The 17,322-nt window shown below is 69.1% G+C and carries 18 protein-coding genes; 15 read left to right on the top strand and 3 right to left on the bottom strand.

The genetic code is table 11. The features are described from left to right. Window positions 1-141: 141 nt before the first annotated feature. Window positions 142-1,659, top strand: coding sequence for a helicase HerA-like domain-containing protein (locus tag EJP69_RS01650; protein ID WP_126468504.1), 1,518 nt, complete (start codon window positions 142-144; stop codon window positions 1,657-1,659). Window positions 1,660-1,689: 30 nt separating this feature from the next. On the opposite strand, the gene EJP69_RS01645 is transcribed toward EJP69_RS01650, so the two are convergent. Together EJP69_RS01645 and EJP69_RS01640 are read right to left on the bottom strand one after the other, a co-directional pair. Then, the gene (locus EJP69_RS01645; protein ID WP_093194978.1) at window positions 1,690-2,331 is read right to left on the bottom strand and encodes an NrsF family protein; all 642 of its coding nucleotides are present in this window, start codon (window positions 2,329-2,331) and stop codon (window positions 1,690-1,692) included. Then, a complete protein-coding gene (locus EJP69_RS01640) occupies window positions 2,328-2,918 on the bottom strand; it encodes a sigma-70 family RNA polymerase sigma factor (RefSeq protein WP_093194977.1) in 591 nt (196 codons plus the stop codon). The genes EJP69_RS01645 and EJP69_RS01640 overlap by 4 nt, the downstream gene beginning before the upstream one ends. A gap of 124 nt (window positions 2,919-3,042) precedes the next feature. Here EJP69_RS01640 and EJP69_RS01635 point away from each other — a divergent pair, with 124 nt between their 5' ends. From EJP69_RS01635 to EJP69_RS01570, 14 genes are all read left to right on the top strand, one after another. Beyond that, window positions 3,043-3,465: a hypothetical protein gene (locus EJP69_RS01635; RefSeq protein ID WP_126468503.1), complete on the top strand. Its 423-nt coding sequence runs from the start codon at window positions 3,043-3,045 to the stop codon at window positions 3,463-3,465. Window positions 3,466-3,483: 18 nt separating this feature from the next. After that, on the top strand, window positions 3,484-3,954 hold the full coding sequence (locus tag EJP69_RS01630; protein ID WP_126468502.1) for a DUF6152 family protein: 471 nt from the start codon (window positions 3,484-3,486) through the stop codon (window positions 3,952-3,954). A 66-nt stretch (window positions 3,955-4,020) separates the two neighbouring features. After that, window positions 4,021-5,331: a GTP cyclohydrolase II gene (locus EJP69_RS01625; RefSeq protein WP_206169270.1), complete on the top strand. Its 1,311-nt coding sequence runs from the start codon at window positions 4,021-4,023 to the stop codon at window positions 5,329-5,331. Beyond that, complete coding sequence (locus EJP69_RS01620) at window positions 5,328-6,731, top strand: URC4/urg3 family protein (protein WP_126468501.1); 1,404 nt, start codon at window positions 5,328-5,330, stop codon at window positions 6,729-6,731. The genes EJP69_RS01625 and EJP69_RS01620 overlap by 4 nt, the downstream gene beginning before the upstream one ends. Before the next feature lie 44 nt (window positions 6,732-6,775). After that, complete coding sequence (upp, locus tag EJP69_RS01615; protein ID WP_093194973.1) at window positions 6,776-7,408, top strand: uracil phosphoribosyltransferase; 633 nt, start codon at window positions 6,776-6,778, stop codon at window positions 7,406-7,408. Between the two features lie 194 nt (window positions 7,409-7,602). Further along, complete coding sequence (locus EJP69_RS01610) at window positions 7,603-8,607, top strand: BMP family protein (protein WP_093306870.1); 1,005 nt, start codon at window positions 7,603-7,605, stop codon at window positions 8,605-8,607. A gap of 8 nt (window positions 8,608-8,615) precedes the next feature. Further along, window positions 8,616-9,569, top strand: a complete 954-nt coding sequence (locus EJP69_RS01605) for a 5'-methylthioadenosine/S-adenosylhomocysteine nucleosidase (RefSeq protein WP_126468500.1) — start codon at window positions 8,616-8,618, stop codon at window positions 9,567-9,569. After that, complete coding sequence (locus EJP69_RS01600) at window positions 9,560-11,215, top strand: ABC transporter ATP-binding protein (RefSeq protein ID WP_126468499.1); 1,656 nt, start codon at window positions 9,560-9,562, stop codon at window positions 11,213-11,215. The genes EJP69_RS01605 and EJP69_RS01600 overlap by 10 nt, the downstream gene beginning before the upstream one ends. Continuing rightward, window positions 11,215-12,279: an ABC transporter permease gene (locus tag EJP69_RS01595; protein WP_176947614.1), complete on the top strand. Its 1,065-nt coding sequence runs from the start codon at window positions 11,215-11,217 to the stop codon at window positions 12,277-12,279. Before EJP69_RS01600 ends, EJP69_RS01595 begins: the two co-directional genes overlap by 1 nt. Continuing rightward, window positions 12,280-13,203: an ABC transporter permease gene (locus EJP69_RS01590; RefSeq protein WP_126468498.1), complete on the top strand. Its 924-nt coding sequence runs from the start codon at window positions 12,280-12,282 to the stop codon at window positions 13,201-13,203. It abuts the gene before it with no gap. After that, entirely contained in the window at window positions 13,203-13,676 is a 474-nt protein-coding gene (locus tag EJP69_RS01585; protein ID WP_093194968.1) for a hypothetical protein, read from the top strand. Before EJP69_RS01590 ends, EJP69_RS01585 begins: the two co-directional genes overlap by 1 nt. A gap of 23 nt (window positions 13,677-13,699) precedes the next feature. Next, window positions 13,700-14,155 (top strand): hypothetical protein, encoded by a 456-nt coding sequence (locus EJP69_RS01580; RefSeq protein WP_126468497.1) that lies wholly within the window; start codon window positions 13,700-13,702, stop codon window positions 14,153-14,155. Window positions 14,156-14,185: 30 nt separating this feature from the next. Then, window positions 14,186-15,472 carry an amidohydrolase family protein gene (locus tag EJP69_RS01575; RefSeq protein ID WP_126468496.1) on the top strand — a complete coding sequence of 429 codons (1,287 nt, stop codon included), beginning with the start codon at window positions 14,186-14,188 and terminating at the stop codon, window positions 15,470-15,472. A gap of 76 nt (window positions 15,473-15,548) precedes the next feature. After that, a complete protein-coding gene (locus EJP69_RS01570) occupies window positions 15,549-16,433 on the top strand; it encodes an alpha/beta hydrolase (protein WP_126468495.1) in 885 nt (294 codons plus the stop codon). Here EJP69_RS01570 and EJP69_RS01565 read toward each other — a convergent pair. Next, on the bottom strand, window positions 16,430-17,263 hold the full coding sequence (locus EJP69_RS01565; protein WP_126468494.1) for an NAD-dependent protein deacetylase: 834 nt from the start codon (window positions 17,261-17,263) through the stop codon (window positions 16,430-16,432). The genes EJP69_RS01570 and EJP69_RS01565 overlap by 4 nt on opposite strands. Window positions 17,264-17,322 lie beyond the last annotated feature (59 nt).

Below are 17,322 nucleotides of genomic sequence, written 5' to 3'. Positions count from 1 at the left end.
CGTGGATTATAGGAGTGCAGTCCAGCGGACCGTTGCGAAGCTGCACGGAGCGGAATTACGCCGGAATTGCGCACTCTTTCGGCCTGTTTCACTCTCTTGCAGGCCCTAGACTACCCGCTTCGATACGACCCGGAGCGCCCCATGGCCGACCCTCTTCTGATCGCACGGCACGACACCATCGAGTGCAACCTCCTTCCCGGCCTGGCCAACCGCCACGGCCTCATCACGGGCGCCACCGGCACCGGCAAGACAGTCACCCTGCAGACCATCGCCGAAAAACTCTCATCCATCGGCGTTCCGGTGTTCATGGCCGACGTCAAGGGCGACCTGACGGGCATCAGCCAGAAAGGCGCCATCGGAGCAAAGCTGGCCGCCACGCTCAAGGAACGCGGCATCGAGGTGCCCGAGCCCTCCGCCTGCCCCGTCACGCTGTGGGACGTGTTCGGCGAACAGGGCCATCCGGTTCGTGCCACCGTTTCCGACATGGGCCCCCTGCTGCTGGGTCGCATGCTCGACGTGAACGAAACCCAGGCCGGCGTGCTGAACCTGGTGTTCAAGATCGCCGACGACAACGGCCTGCTGCTGCTCGACCTGAAAGACCTGCGCGCCATGCTGCAGTACGTGGGCGACAACTCGAGCCAGTTCACCACGCAGTACGGCAACATCAGCGCCGCCAGCGTGGGCGCCATCCAGCGCGGGCTGCTGCAGATCGAGACCCAGGGCGGCGAGAAGTTCTTCGGCGAGCCGATGCTCAACATCTCCGACTTCATGCAGACCGAGGGCGGCAAGGGGGTGATCAACATCCTCGCGGCCGACAAGCTCATGAATTCGCCTCGCCTGTACGCCACCTTCCTGCTGTGGATGCTGTCGGAGCTGTTCGAACAGCTGCCCGAAGTCGGCGACCCCGAGCAGCCCAAGCTGGCCTTCTTCTTCGACGAGGCCCACCTGCTGTTCAACGAGGCGCCCAAGGCGCTGGTGGAGCGCATCGAGCTCGTGGTGCGGCTGGTGCGCTCCAAGGGCGTCGGCGTGTACTTCGTCACCCAGAACCCGCTGGACATTCCCGACACCGTGCTGGCCCAGCTGGGCAACCGCGTGCAGCACGCGCTGCGCGCCTTCACCCCGCGCGACCAGAAGGCCGTGAAGGCCGCCGCGAGCACCATGCGCCAGAAACCGGGCCTCGACATCGAGACCGCCATAACAGAACTCGCAGTCGGCGAGGCGCTGGTGAGCTTTCTCGACGAGAAGGGTCGCCCCAGCGTGACCGAGCGCGTGTTCGTGCTGCCGCCGGGCAGCCAGCTCGGCCCGATCACGCCCGACCAGCGCAAGGCGCTGATCTCGGGCTCGCTCGTCGCCGGCGTCTACGAGAAATCGGTGGATCGCGAATCGGCCTACGAGAAGCTCAAGGGCCGTGCCGAAAGCGCGCCCGACGCGCCTGCCGCAGCGGCTCCGGGCACCAAGGGCACGGCCGAATCCTCGGGCTCCGGCATGGGCAGCATGCTCAACGACATGCTCTTCGGCACCACCGGCCCGCGCGGCGCCAAGCACGACGGACTGGTGCAGACCATGGCCAAGTCGGCGGTGCGCACCATGGGCACCTCGGTGGGCAAGGAGATCCTGCGCGGCGTGCTGGGCGGGATCTTCGGCAGCAAGAAGCGCTGAGCCCCAAAAGGCGCCAAGGGGCCCGCCCGCCTACCAGCGCAGCAGGCGCGGCCCCAGCAAGGCGCCCACCAGGATGGGCACCGCGATCCCGCTCACGTACCAGACGGCGAGGAAGGGCGCGGTCAGCTCCATGCAGTGAAGCGCGTAGATCGAGGCTCCGACGCCTCCAGCCAGCGCCCCCGCCGCGGCGCCCGCCAGCGCGGGCCGCGTGGGTGCCATGCTCCTGAGCGCCACCAGCGCGGCGGCGAACACCGGCAGCGCCATCAGCCCGATGCTCGCCGCGCAGATGCGCCACGACTGCCCCATCAGCGAAGGCATGCGCTCCTCGGCCGGCAAGGTGAACCAGGCGATCACAGCCAGCAGCCACACCCCGAGCACGGGCAGCGCGGCGCCCATCCAGGCATGCCGGGGTTTCACGCCCGGCCGCCCGAGCCGTTCGGCAGCCACGAAGCCGGCGGCCGCGATGCACAGCGGAAACAGCACCTTGACCCAGAACATCGGCCAGAACATGGCCTGCACAATGTCGTGCCGCACGCCGTACGCGGCGAACAGGATCGCGAACGAGAACGGCAACCCCAGCAGCACGGCCAGCCAGATGCGGTAGCTGGCGCGGCGGCGCGGCACGGCCACTTCGCCGTTGGCGAGCATCGCGACCAGGTCGTCGGTCTTCATGCCGCGGCTCCCCAGTTGTTGCCGAAACGGGCGGCCAGCGCCTTGAGCCCGCGGTGGATGCCCACCTTCACCGCCGACTCCGACATGCCCGTCAGGCTCGCCGTCTCGGCCACCGAGCGGCCCTCGATCTTCACGTGCACGATGGGCAGGCGCTGGCGCTCGGGCAGGGTCTCGAGCAGGCCGCCGAGGTCGCGCTTCGCGTCGCTGGCCTCTTCGGCGGATTCTGCGAACACGGCCAGCTCGTCGTCCAGCGGGTCATGCAGGTCTTCGCGGGCCGACTTGGCACGCAGCAGGTCGATCATCTTGTAGCGCGCGATGGCATGCACCCAGGCCGTCAGCGGCTGGTCGCTCTGGTAGGTGTGGCGCTGGTTGTGCATGGCGAGCAGGCATTCCTGGACAAGGTCTTCCACTTCATCGGGCCAGCCAAAGAGGCGCTTGCCCAGAAAGGCGCGCAGGTGCGCGCTGAGCTGCTGCAGGAAGTCGCGGTAGGCCTTCGCGTCGCCGTCGAGGCCGCGAAGGAACAGGCCGCGCAGCGCCGCTTCCGCGTCGCCCGGGTTCGTCCTGCTGCCTACTGTGGTTCGTGTCATCCGGCCGGCCGGTTACAGCTCCGGCGAAAAAAGTCCTGGCGAATTGTGCCGTGTGCCGGCGCTACGCCTGGGCTAAGCTCGCCCGCACCCTGCGGAAGCCGTGGAAACGATGGAAGGAGCATCCATGTTCAGCGGACTCGTCTCGCACCCCTGGGCCTATCCGGCGCTGGAGGTCGTGCACATCGTCGGCATCGCGATGCTGTTCGGCGGCCTGCTGGTGTTCGAGCTGCGCGCGTTCGGACTGGGCCGCGACCTGCCGGCCGCCCTGCTCGCCCGCCTCACGCTGACACCCGCCCTGGCCGGCTTCGGCCTGTGCGCCGCCACCGGCCTCACGATGTTCGCCGGCCAGCCGGGCGAGCTGCTGGCCAACCCGGCCTTCAGGCTGAAGCTGCTGCTGATCGCGCTGGCGGGCCTCAACGCGCTGCTCTTCCACCTGCTCGGTGGCACCGCCACGCTGGAGAGCCGGCGCGGCAAGCTGCAATGCCTCATGTCCTTGGGGTTTTGGCTCGCTGTCATCATCTGCGGTCGCTGGATCGCCTACGCCTGAACAAGCAAGGAGCCTGAGATGACGATGCAAAGACGCGCCTTCGTTGCCAGTTCCCTCGCCCTGGCCTCCCCGGCCTGGGCCCATCACGGTTGGAGCAGCTTCGACCAGGACCGCCCCCTCTACCTCGAGGGACGCGCCACCAAGGTCATGTGGCGCAATCCGCACGGAGAGCTGGAGCTCGAGCTGCCCGAGAAGCTCGCGCTGCCGCCCGACCTGAAGCAGCGCCCGCTGCCGAAGCAGAGCGCCGACGTGGACGGCCCCGGCCTGCTCGCCAAGGCGCAGCTGCCCACCCGCACCGACCGCAAGTGGCTGGTCGAACTCGCGCCGCTCACGCGCCTGCAGGCCTGGAGCGTGGAAGAGATCAAGCCCGGCACGCAGGTGGCCGTGCTGGGCTTCACCCACGCCGACGAAAAGGGCGACGCGGTGCTGCGGGCCGAATACCTCTTCGTCGGCGGCAAGACCTACGGCCTGCGTTCCTCGCCGGCCTGACGTGGGGGCGCCCCTGCTTGCAAGCCGTGCGGACGGTCGGTACATTGCATTTTTTGAGGGCCTCCAATGTCTGCTGACAGCACAACGATCCCTTCCGTCCCCGGCGGCGCGACGCCCCTCCCCCCACCCCACCCCTCCACGTCGACCGGCCACATCCGGCTGACCTCGCACGCCGGCGGCTTCGGCGCGCTGCCTATCCGCTGGGGCGCGGCCACGCCGGCCGAGCGGGGGCCGGTGGTCGGCACCACCACCAAGCGCGCGCACCGCAACGTGATCGGCACGCACAGCGGCTCCTACAGCGTCTACCGCGCGCTCGCGGTGGCGGCCGGCGCGCTCAAGCGCGAGCACAAGGCCGACCTGACGAACACCGCGCCCACCGACGTGATCGGCCCCTATCCACAATGGAGCGAGCCGGGGCGCATCGTGTCGCTGGACCCGTGGGGCGCGCAGGTGGCGGACGTGTTCGCCACCGAACTGGCGGCGGGCTACGACATCCGCCCGACCATCGCGATCACCAAGGCGCACGTGATCCTGCCCGAGGTGATCGAGGCGCTGCAGAAGGGCCGCCTCAAGGCCGACGGCAAGTTCCTCACCGCCGGCGGCGCCGCGATGGTGACCAAGGCCGCCATCGAGCCCGTGTGGTACCTGCCCGAGGTGGCGCGCCGCTTCGGCTGCTCCGAGACCGACCTGCGCCGCACGCTCTTCGAGGAAACCGGCGGCATGTACCCCGAACTGGTGACACGCTCCGACCTCGAGGTGTTCCTGCCGCCCATCGGCGGGCAGACGCTCTACATCTTCGGCAACCCGCGCGACCTGGCCAACCCCGAGGTCGAGCTCACCGCACGCATCCACGACGAGTGCAACGGCTCCGACGTCTTCGGCTCCGACATCTGCACCTGCCGGCCCTACCTCACGCACGCCATCGAGGAATGCATCCAGGGCGCGCAGCGCGGCGGCGTCGGGCTCATCGCCTACTCGCGCAAGGAAGGCCGCGCGCTGGGCGAAGTGACCAAGTTCCTGGTCTACAACGCACGCAAGCGCCAGGTGGGCGGCGATACGGCCGACCAGTATTTCGCGCGCACCGAGTGCGTGGCCGGCGTGCAGGACATGCGCTTCCAGGAGCTGATGCCCGACGTCTTCCACTGGCTCGGCATCAGGAAGATCCATCGGCTCGTGTCGATGAGCAACATGAAGTTCGACGCGATCGTCGGCTCGGGCATCCAGATCGGCGAGCGCGTGAACATTCCCGACGAGCTGATTCCGGCGGACGCCCGCGTCGAGATGGACGCCAAGATGGCGGCGGGCTACTTCACGCCCGGGCCGGTGCCGGACGCCGAGGAACTGAAAAAGGCCAAGGGCCGGGGATTGAGCGAATGAGCAGCAGCAACGACGAGAAGTACATGCCGGTCGACGGCTCCGGCAGCCTGCCGCCGGGCGGCGCGGGCGATGTCGATCCGTCCATCGAATTCACCGCCGACACCGCCCATCCGGCGGGAGCGGCCACGCTGCTGCGCACCACCGCCGCCATCCGCCAGCGCGCGAACGCCCTGCTGGCACGCGCCCGGCGCGGCGAATCGCAGTGGTTCCGCATCGGCGGCGACGACTCGCTCGAAGACGCGGCGCGCACCGTCGCCGAGGTCACGCGCGAGCGCTATCCGTGGGACACCATCCCGTATCACAGCCGCTGGCGCCATTTCGAGGCTGGCGGCGTGAACCGCGTCGAAGAGCTCGACAAACTGCTCGGCAATGCCGACGCACGCCAGCGCGCCCGCGCCCACATCGACCTCGTGCTGGTGAGCGTGCTGCTCGACGCCGGCGCCGGACCGGGCTGGCACTACACCGAATCGGCCACCGACCAGCGCTTCACGCGCTCGGAAGGACTGGGCGTGGCGAGCTTCCATGCGTTCACGAGCGGGCTCTTCTCGTCCGACGCCGACCATCCGTATCAGGTCGATGCGGCCGGCCTGCGCGGGCTGGTCACCGACCGGCTCGGCGACGCCTTCCAGGTCAGCGAGGTCAATCCGCTGGTCGGCCTCGCGGGCCGCGCCACGCTGCTGCGCCGGCTGGGCGAAGCCATGAGCGAGCAACCCGAGACCTTCGGCGACGACGGTCGGCCCGGCCGGCTGTTCGACGCACTGGTCGGCCCCTACGGTCCGGCCGCACCGCCCACCGCCGAGATCACGGCGCACCAGATCCTTTCGCTGCTGCTGGAGACGCTCTCGCGCATCTGGCCGGCAGCCAACGCGGTCGACAGCATCGCGGCCGACGGCAGCGACAGCGCGGGCGGCATCGGCTCAGGCGACCCCGCGCTGGCGCTCGGCGACTGCTGGCGCCACAGCGCCGTGCGCGGCCCTGGCCTCACCAACGGCTGGATGCCCTTCCACAAGCTCTCGCAGTGGCTCACGTATTCGCTGCTCGAGCCCTTCGAGTGGGCCGGCGTGAAGGTGCGCCACCTCGACGCGCTCACCGCCCTGCCCGAGTACCGCAACGGCGGCCTGCTGATCGACAGCGGCGTGATCGTGCCGAAAGACCCGGCCTTCCTTGCCCGCACCTGGAAGGTGGGCGACGAATTCATCGTCGAATGGCGCGCGCTCACGGTGGCGCTGCTCGACGAGGTTGCGCCGCGCGTGCGCAAGGTGCTCGACCGCACCGAGGAAGAGCTGCCGCTGGCCTGTGTGCTCGAAGGCGGCACCTGGGCCGCCGGCCGGGCTCTGGCACAGCGCTTGCGTGACGGTGCGCCGCCTCTGCTGATCGAGAGCGACGGCACTGTCTTTTAGACTCGGGTGTTCCCCGTCTTCCAGCAACGCCACAAAGAATTCAAATGAGCAGCAACGTCCACCTCCTCGACCATCCCCTCATCCAGCACAAGCTCACGCTGATGCGCCGCAAGGACGCGTCCACCAACAGCTTCCGCCGGCTCCTCAACGAAATCAGCATGCTGATGGCCTATGAGGTCACGCGCGACATGCCGATGCAGGACATCGAGGTCGAGACCCCGCTCGAGACCATGCAGGCCAAGGTCATCGACGGCAAGAAGCTGGTGCTGGTGTCCATCCTGCGCGCCGGCACGGGCATCCTGGACGGCATGCTCACCGTGGTGCCGGGCGCGCGCGTCGGCCACATCGGCCTGTACCGCGACCCCAAGACGCTGACGGCCGTCGAGTACTACTTCAAGATGCCCGGCGAGATGGAGAACCGCGACGTGATCGTGGTCGACCCGATGCTGGCCACCGGCAACTCGGCCGTCGCGGCGGTCGAGCGGCTGAAGGAACTCAACCCGAAGTCGATCAAGTTCGTCTGCCTGCTGACCTGCCCCGAGGGTGTCGCGACGATGCAGAAGGCGCACCCCGACGTGGCGATCTACACCGCCGCGATCGACCGCGAGCTCAACAGCCACGGCTACATCCTGCCGGGCCTGGGCGACGCGGGTGACCGGATCTTCGGCACGAAGTAAGGCTCGCCCCCAGGCTGCGCGCACTTCGTGTCGCTTCGCCAACCCCCTACCGGGGGCAACACCTGAGGCCCGGCAAAGCCGGTTCCTCGGTGTTTCTGGAATGGGGCACAGGCGGCTTTTGGGGCCGCGCCCTGGCGGGCACGGGGATTGCAGCGCTAGTTCTTTCATTACCAATCGAATCGAGGAGAAGCACCGTGACCGCACGTCGTCAATTGATCATCCGTTCCGTCGCCGTTGCCGCAGCGCTCGCTGCGGTGGGCACTCCGGGCCTTGCGCTCGCGCAGGCCAAGCTGAAGGTGGCGGCTGTGTACACCGTGCCGTTCGAGCAGCAATGGGTGGGCCGCATCCACAAGGCGCTGAAGGCGGCCGAGGCGCGCGGGGAGATCGAGTACAAGGCCACCGAGAACGTGAGCAATGCCGACTACGAGCGCGTGATGCGCGAGTACGCCACGGCCGGCAACCAGCTGATCCTGGGCGAGGTGTTCGGCGTGGAGGCGGCGGCGCGCAAGGTGGCGAAGGACTTTCCGAAGGTGGCCTTCCTGATGGGCTCTTCGCTCAAGCCCCAGGCGCCCAACTTCAGCGTGTTCGACAACTACATCCAGGAGCCCGCCTACCTCAGCGGCATGGTGGCCGGCGGCATGACGAAGAGCAACCGCATCGGCATGGTCGGCGGCTTCCCGATTCCGGAGGTCAATCGCCTGATGAACGCCTTCATGGCCGGCGCGAAGGAAACGAACCCGAAGGTGGAGTTCAGCGTGAGCTTCATCAACAGCTGGTTCGATCCGCCGAAGGCGAAGGAAGCGGCCTTCGCCATGATCGACAAGGGGGCCGACGTGATGTACGCGGAGCGCTTCGGCGTTTCCGACGCGGCCAAGGAAAAGGGCAAGCTCGCCATCGGCAACGTGATCGACACCCAGAGCCAGTACCCCGACACGGTGGTGGCCTCTGCCCTGTGGAACTTCGAGCCCGCCGCCGACCGCGCGATCAAGCTCGTGAAGGAAGGCAAGTTCGCCGCCGAGGACTACGGCCAGTACGCGCAGATGAAGCACAAGGGCTCCGAGCTCGCGCCGCTGGGTACCTTCGAGAAGAAGGTTCCGGCCGACATCGTCGCGAAGGTGAAGGCCAAGCAGGCAGACATCCTCTCGGGCAAGTTCACCGTGAAGGTCGACGACTCGCAACCCAAGTCCACCGCGAAGTGAGGATGCCGATGACGACGACGATCCGCTGGCGTTCCCTCCTCGCAGCCGGCGCGCTGGCCATCGGCCTGAGCGGCTGCGTGGGTGTCTACAAGGGCGGCGCCGTCGCCATCAACAGCAGCACCCGCCTCGACGACACGCCGCGCATCGCGGTGCTCTCGGCCTTCGAGCCCGAGCTGAAGCTGCTGCTGACGCGTCTGCAGGGCCCGGTGAAGCACAGCGTGAACGGCGTGGAGTTCACCACCGGCACGCTCGAAGGCAAGCCGGTGGTGCTGTTCCTGTCGGGCATCAGCATGACGAACGCGACGATGAACACGCAGCTGGTGCTCAACCGCTTCCGCGTGACGAACATCGTGTTCAGCGGCATCGCAGGCGGCGTGAACCCGTCGCTGCACGTGGGCGATGTCACCGTGCCGGCGCAGTGGGGCCAGTACCTCGAAGTGCTGATGGCGCGCGAGACCTCGCCTGGCAAATACGCCGCGCCGCCCTTCATCACCGACGCGACGCTGCCCAACTTCGGCATGATGTTCCCGCGCCCGGTCGAGGTGCGCTCTGCGGCGCGGCCCGAGATCCAGCGCAAGTTCTGGTTCGAGGCCGATCCGAAGATGCTCGAGGTGGCGCGCAGCATCCGCAACGTCGACCTCGCCAACTGCAGCGCCGGCAAGTGCCTGCCGCGCAAGCCCCAGCTGGTGGTGGGCGGAAACGGCGTCTCGGGCCAAGCCTTCATGGACAACAAGGCCTACCGCGAATACACCTACAAGACCTTCCAGGCCAACGTGCTCGACATGGAGACCGCCGCCGTGGGCATGGTCGCCTACAGCAATGGCGTGCCTTTCATCGCCTTCCGCTCGCTCAGCGACCTCGCGGGCGGCGGCGACGGCGAGAACGAGATGGGCACCTTCATGGGCATCGCGGCGGACAACTCCGCCAAGGTCATGCTGGCCTTCCTGGCCGCATGGAAGTGACGGCGCCTTCGTCGCCGCTGCCTCCCGAGGAGGGAGCAAGGGCCACCGTCCTGCGCCTGCAGGGCATCACCAAGCGCTTCGGCACCCTCGTCGCCAACGACGCGGTCTCGCTCGACCTGAAGTCGGGCGAGGTGCTGGCGCTGCTCGGCGAGAACGGCGCGGGCAAGTCCACGCTGATGTCCATTCTTTTCGGCCACTACGTCGCCGACGAGGGCGGCATCGAGGTCTTCGGCTCGCCGCTGCCGCCGGGCAACCCCAAGGCGGCGCTGGCCGCGGGCGTGGGCATGGTGCACCAGCACTTCACGTTGGCCGACAACCTGAGCGTGCTCGACAACGTGATGATGGGCACCGAGCCGCTGTGGCGCCCGGTGTCGCGCCGCGCGGCCGCGTGCGAGCGGCTGCTCGACGTGGCCAGGCGCTTCGGGCTGCCGGTGCAGCCTGACGCGCTCGTGGGAAGCCTGTCCGTCGGCGAGCGCCAGCGGGTGGAAATTCTCAAGGCGCTGTATCGCGGCGCGCGAATCCTGATCCTCGACGAACCGACCGCCGTGCTCACGCCGCAGGAAAGCGAGGCGCTCTTCGCCACGCTCGCGCAGATGGTGGCGCAGGGGCTGTCGGTGATCTTCATCAGCCACAAGCTCGACGAGGTGCTGCGCGTGTCGCACCGCATCGCCGTGCTGCGCGGCGGAAAGCTGGTGGCCGAGGCACGTACGGCGGGCACCACGCAGGCGCAGCTCGCGCTGTGGATGGTCGGGCATGCGGTCGAAGCGCCGCAGCGCCGGCCCGCGAAATCGGTGGGAGATGCCGTCTGCGTGCTCGACCGTGTGAGCACCGCGGCCTCCGACAAGGGCGACGGGCGCGACCGGCTGCGCGAGGTGTCGCTGACGCTTCGCGCGGGCGAGATCACCGCCATCGCGGGTGTCTCCGGCAACGGGCAGGTCGCGCTGGCCGAACTGCTGTGCGGCACGCGCCGCGCGGCCTCGGGCACGGCGCAGCTGATGGGCCGCGCGCTGCCGCCCTCGCCTGCACGGCTGGTGCAGCGCGGCGTCGCGCGCATCCCGGAAGACCGGCATGCGGTCGGCGTGGTCGGCGACCTGCCGGTGTGGGAGAACGCGGTGTCGGAGCGCCTGCGCAGCCCGGTGTTCTCGCGCTGGTCGTGGATAGTGAAGCGCGCCGCCGCACGGCTCCATGCACGGCGCATCGAGAAGGCGTTCGACGTGCGCGGTGCCGGCCTGATGGCGCCCGCCCGTTCGCTCTCGGGCGGGAACATGCAGAAACTGATTCTTGGCCGCGCCCTGCTGGCGCCTGAACAACCAGAGCCGCCCCCCGGCCTGGACAAGGGCGACCGCAAGCACCCGAACCGCGCACCGCGCCTGATCGTCGCGCACCAGCCGACCTGGGGCCTGGACATCGGCGCCGTCGCCTACGTGCAGCAGCAGCTGATCGCCGCGCGCGACGCCGGCGCGGCCGTGCTGGTGATTTCCGACGACCTCGACGAAGTGCTCGCGCTCGGCGACCGCGTGGCGGTGATGCACGGAGGCCACCTGGGCGAAGCGCGCCCGGCGGCGGCATGGACGCGCGAGGCCATCGGGCTGGCCATGGCCGGCGCGACGTCCGCATCCCAGGCCAGCAAGGGAGCCTCGTCATGATGCGGCTCGAACGACGCCACGAGACCTCGCGCACGGCGCTGGTGCTCGCCCCCATCGGCGCGGTGCTCTTCACGATGGCGATCAGCGCGCTGCTGGTGCTGTGGGCCGGCGCGCCGATCGGCCGCACCTACGCGCTGCTGCTGCAGGGCGGTTTCGGCTCGGTGTTCGCCTGGAGCGAGACGCTGACGCGCGCGATCCCGCTGATCCTCACCGGGCTGGCGGCCACGGTCGCCTTCAAGGCGCGGCTCTTCAACATCGGCGCGGAAGGCCAGCTGTATGCCGGCGCGCTGGCTGCGGTGGCGGTGGGCGGCATGCATGGGGGCACCGGCTTCGAGCTTTCGCCTTGGCTGCTGTTTCCGCTGATGATGCTCGCCGCCGCTATCGCCGGCGCGCTGATGCTGCTGGGCCCGGCGCTCATGAAGAACAGGCTGGGCGTGGACGAGGTCGTGACCACGCTGCTGATCAACTTCATCGTGCTGCTGGGCGTGTCGGCGCTGCTCGACGGGCCGATGAAGGACCCGACCGCCATGGGCTGGCCGCAGAGCGTGTCGCTGCAGTCCGACCTGGAGCTGGGCAAGCTCGTCGCGCAGACACGGGTGCACACCGGCCTCTTGTGGGCGGTGTCGCTCTCGGTGATGGTCTGGGCGATCTTCAAGTACACCGTGCTGGGCTTCGACATCCGCGCCGTGGGCGCGAACGCGCGCGCCGCCGCCTTTGCCGGCGTGCCGGTGACGCGGACCGTGGTGATGGTCGCCCTGCTCTCGGGTGCGCTGGCAGGCCTTGCCGGCGCCATCGAGGTGGCGGGCCGCACCAGCTACGTCACGCTCGACATGTCGCCGGGCTATGGCTACACCGGCATCGTGATCGCGATGCTGGCGGGGCTGCATCCGCTGGGCGTGATCGCCGCGGCGGTATTCGTGGCGGGCGTGCTGGTGGGCGCCGACACCATGAGCCGCGCGGTCGGCGTGCCGACGTACATCGCCGACGTGATCGTCGCGGCCTCGCTGATCGCGGTGCTGGTCGCGACGCTGCTCACGCAGTACCAGATCAAGCTGAAGAAGTAGATGAGCGACCTCCTCGACATCCTCGTCAACGCATCCTTCTGGGTCGCGGTGCTGCGCATCGCCACGCCGCTCATCCTGGGCACGCTCGGCGTGCTGCTGTGCGAGCGCGCGGGGGTGCTCAACCTCGGCATCGAGGGGATCATGGTCGCGGGCGCCTTCACCGGCTGGCTCGCGGTGTATGCCGGCGCGCCGCTGTGGGTGGGCGTGGCCGTGGCCGCGCTCGCGGGCATGGTTTTCGGGCTGCTGCATGCCTTCCTGACCGTCGGGCTGGCGCTTTCGCAGCACGTCTCGGGGCTGGGCATCACGCTGCTGGCGACCGCGCTGAGCTACTTCGGCTACCGCGTGAGCTTTCCGAAGGTGAACACGCCGCCCACCATCACGCCATTCGCGCCGATGGACTGGCTGCCGGTGCCCGTGCTGAATGCACAGACTTCGCTGACGCTGTTCGCGCTGCTGCTGGTGCCTGCCGTCGGCTGGCTGCTGTATCGCACGCCGCTGGGCCTCGCGCTTCGCATGGCCGGCGAGAACCCGCAGGCTGCCGAGAGCCAGGGCGTGTCGGTCGCGGCCACGCGCACCGGCGCGATCGTCGCTGGCTCCGCGCTGATGGGCATGGCGGGCTCCTTCCTCACGCTGTCGGCCTTCAATGCCTTCTTCTTCAACATGGTGAACGGCCGGGGCTGGATCTGCGTGGCGCTGGTGGTGTTCGCCTCCTGGCGGCCGGGCAAGGCCCTGCTGGGCGCGCTGCTGTTCGCCTTCTTCGACGCGCTGCAGCTTCGGCTGCAACAATCCGGCGACGCCGTGCTGCCCTACCAGATCTACCTGATGCTGCCCTACCTGCTGTCGATCCTGGCGCTGGTGCTGGTGGCGCGCAAGGCGAGCTACCCGCAGGCACTGATGAAACCGTACCGCAAGGGGGAACGCTGATGACCACGAGGACCGCCACCGCCGCGCGAGGCGCACTGCTCGCGGCATTGCTGGCATTGCTGGGATCGGGCGGCAACGGCGCTCACGCACTGGGCATGAACTACGGCTACGAAGCCTTCAGCACGGCCGACGCGGTGACCTGGGTGCAGATGTGCGGCACCTGGGGCAAGGACCACCAGGGCACCTACCGCGTGGTGCACGCCGAGCAGTACGCGCAGTCGTTCCTCTACGTGCAATGGATGACGCGCGACGCCAACGGCAGCCTGCGCGCCGAGCACACGGTGGCCATTGCCGAGCTCGACAACGACCACGCGGAAATCTCTCTTTCCGACCTCACCTGCCGCGCCACGCCGCGCGGCATCGTCGTCACCGCGAAGGCCGATTCGGGACACGACCAGAAGCTGCGCCGCGTGACCATCGAGGTCGGGCCCGCGCCGGGGCAATACCGCTACCGGGCGCAGAACACGCGCTGAGACGCCGGCATCCGGGCGGTGAGGTGAACACGGCGCTCCATCTGGACATCACGAACGGTCGTCTCTCGGCGGCCGGGATCGTTGCCGGCATCGACACCCGCGCCGACAGCCTGCCGGACTCCTTCGTGCAGACGGCCCAGGCCGTGCATGTCGAAGGCCGGCTCGTCGATTGCGTATTCGCACGCGCGACCACCACATCCGGCGACATGACCGCGCAGCTCGAACTGCGCTTCGAGGAGTTTCTGCTGGTCAGCTGCTTCCTCACGCTCACGACACCTGCCCTGTGCAAGCTCGAGGACGCCGACTTCTACGGCAGCGTCGACCAGCGGTACCGTTTTCACGAACGCTGGCTGGCCTCCATGGGCGTTTCCGGCACCTCGACCGCATTCCCATGGGGCAGCGCCGGCGTCGCTCGCGACCGCAGCGACAACGTGTACATCTACATCCACAACCGGAACAACCGCTGGGCTCTCCGATAGCCTCGCGAGGAACAAGAAAAGGCCTCCACGATGCTCGACCTCCTCATCACCAACGCCACCCTCCCCGACGGCCGCACCGGCATGTCGGTCGCCGTGCAGGGCGGGCGGATCGCCGAAGTCACGCCGGGCCTCGACGTGCCTGCCCACGAGAAGCTGGATGCGCAGGGCCTGCTGCTCTCGCCGCACTTCGTCGATCCGCACTTCCACATGGACGCCACGCTGAGCTACGGCCTGCCGCGCGTCAACCAGAGCGGCACGCTGCTCGAAGGCATCGCGCTGTGGGGCGAGCTGAAGCCGCTGCTCACGGCCGATGCGCTCGTCGAGCGCGCGCTGGCGTACTGCGACTGGGCAGTGGCCAAGGGGCTGCTGGCCGTGCGCTCCCACGTCGACACCAGCGACCCGAGCCTGCTCGCGGTCGATGCGCTGCTGGAGGTCAAGCGCAAGGTGGCGCCGTACCTCGAGCTGCAGCTGGTCGCCTTTCCGCAGGACGGCGTGCTGCGCTCGCCGGGCGGCGTCGAGAACCTGGAGCGCGCCCTCGACAAGGGCGTGGACGTGGTCGGCGGCATCCCGCACTTCGAGCGCACCATGGCCGACGGCGCGGCGAGCGTGAAGCTGCTGTGCGAGATCGCGGCGTCGCGCGGCAAGCTGGTCGACATGCACTGCGACGAATCGGACGACCCGCTCTCGCGCCACATCGAGACGCTGGCCTTCGAGGCCCATCGCCTCGGGCTGCAGGGCCGCGTGACCGGCTCGCACTGCACCTCGATGCACTCGATGGACAACTACTACGTGAGCAAGCTGCTTCCGCTGATCGCGCAGAGCGGCGTCTCCGTGGTTTCCAACCCGCTGATCAACATCACGCTGCAGGGCCGCCACGACACCTACCCCAAGCGCCGCGGCATGACGCGCGTGCCCGAACTCATGGCAGCCGGCGTGAACGTCGCCTTCGGCCACGACTGCGTGATGGACCCCTGGTACGGCATGGGCTCGGGCGACATGCTCGAAGTGGCGCACATGGGCCTGCACGTGGCGCAGATGACGAGCCAGGCCGGCATCCGCCAGTGCTTCGAGGCGGTGACGACGAATGCCGCGCGCGTGATGCACCTGGAGAACTACGGTCTCGAGGCCGGCTGCGACGCCAGCTTCGTGCTGCTGCAGGCGCGCGACCCGGTCGAGGCGATCCGGCTGCGCGCCGCTCGGCTCAAGGTGTTCCGCAAGGGGCAGTTGCTGGCCGAGACGCCCGCCGCCACCGCCAGCCTCCACATCGCGGGCCGGGGCGCCTCGACGAGCTGGATGGCGCCGAAGCACGCCGGTTGAGCGGAGCGGTCAGTCCGGCGACAGGGCTGCTGCCGCGCGAAAATCCGGCCCTCATCGGTTCACGGGGAGTCCTCTCATGAAGCGTCTTGCACGGATCTTCGCGGCGGCGCTGCTGCTGGCACTGGCGTTCTCGCAGGCCATTGCACAGCCGACCGCCGAAACGGCCGCGCCGCCCGCCGGCGTGCGCGTGCTGGCCGACCAGCCCTACGGCCCCGATCCGCGCCAGCGCATGGACGTCTACCTGCCGCCGAATCCGCAGCAAGGCGCGCCGGTGCTCGTGATGGTCCATGGCGGGGCCTGGATGTTCGGCGACAAGGCGGCGGCCTCGGTGGTGAGCCAGAAGGTCGAGCACTGGGTGCGCGGACAGGGCTTCATCCTCGTCTCGGTGAGCTACCGCTTCGTGCCGCAGGTCGACGTGCTGCAGCAGGCGCAGGACGTCGCGCGTGCCGTCGCCACCGCGCAGGCGAGCGCCCCCTCGTGGGGCGGCGACGCCGGCCGCTTCGTGCTCATGGGACATTCGGCCGGCGCGCACCTCGTGGCGCTGCTCAGCGCATCGCCTTCCATCGCCCGGCAGCAAGCTGCCCGTCCGTGGCTCGGCACCGTTGCGCTGGACAGCGCAGCGCTCGATACGGCCGCGCTGATGCAGCGCCGACACATGCCCTTCTACGACCGCGTGTTCGGCAGCGATCCCGCCTTCTGGCGCAGCGTGTCGCCCACCGACACGCTGGCGCCCGGCGCGCCGCCGATGCTGCTGGTGTGTTCCACCCAACGCCGCGACGGCTCGTGCACGCAGGCCCGGCAGTTCGAGACGCGCATCACGGCAACAGGCGGCCGCGCGGAGGTGGTGCCAGAAGATCTCTCGCACGCACAGATCAATGCCGAACTGGGGCTGCCCGGCACCTACACCACGGCGGTCGACGCCTTCATCCGCTCCCTGCTCAAGGCATCGGGCCGGAGCTAGGCAATCTCCTGCGCAAGCGCCGTCAGCGCCTCGCCGACTGGGCGTTCCACCTTCAGCGAGAGAAGCGGATCGGCCCGCGTGCGCCCCAGGTTCACCGCAGCCACTGGCTTGCCCGCGGCGACGGCGGCCTGCACGAAGCGAAAGCCCGAATACACCATCAGCGATGAACCGGCCACGAGCACGGCGTCGGCATCTTCCAGAGCGGCGAAGGCAGCGTTGACGCGCTCCTTCGGCACGCTCTCGCCGAAGAACACCACGTCGGGCTTGAGCAGCCCGCCGCAATGCGGGCAGGCCGGCACGTCGAAACTCGAGAAATCGCGGCCTTCGAGGTCTGCGTCGCCATCGGGCGCGGCGCGGGCCTCCAGCTCGGCCCATCGCGGGTTGCGTCGCCGCAGTTCGACCTGGAGTTCCGCGCGCGGCGTGCGCTGCTCACAGCCCATGCAGCGCACGGTGTCGATGCGGCCATGCAGGTCGATGGCGCCCCGGCTGCCGGCCGCCTCGTGCAGGCCATCGACGTTCTGCGTGAGCAGCAGGCCCACCCTGCCCGCCTCGCCGAGCTGCGCCAGCGCGCGGTGCGCGGCGCCCGGACGGGCACCGGCCATGGTCGGCCAGCCGATCAGGCTGCGCGCCCAGTAACGCTGTCGCGTGGACTCCTCGCCCATGAAGGCCTGGTAGGTGACGGGCGACGGGCGCTTCCATTCGCCGTCGACGTCGCGGTAATCGGGGATGCCCGAATCGGTGCTGCACCCCGCGCCCGTGAGCACGAAGAGCTTGCGGTGGCGTGTGGCGAAGTCGGCGAGCTCGGCGTATGCGGCGGGGTTGGCGGACATGCGGCGAGCATAAGTCGGCGGCCCGATTCCTGCTAAAGCCCTGACTCTTGTCCGTCGCC

It is taken from the genome of Variovorax gossypii, assembly GCF_003965815.1.
Taxonomy (GTDB): Bacteria; Pseudomonadota; Gammaproteobacteria; order Burkholderiales; family Burkholderiaceae_C; genus Variovorax; species Variovorax gossypii.
This window is presented reverse-complemented; position numbering and strand designations above follow the sequence as displayed.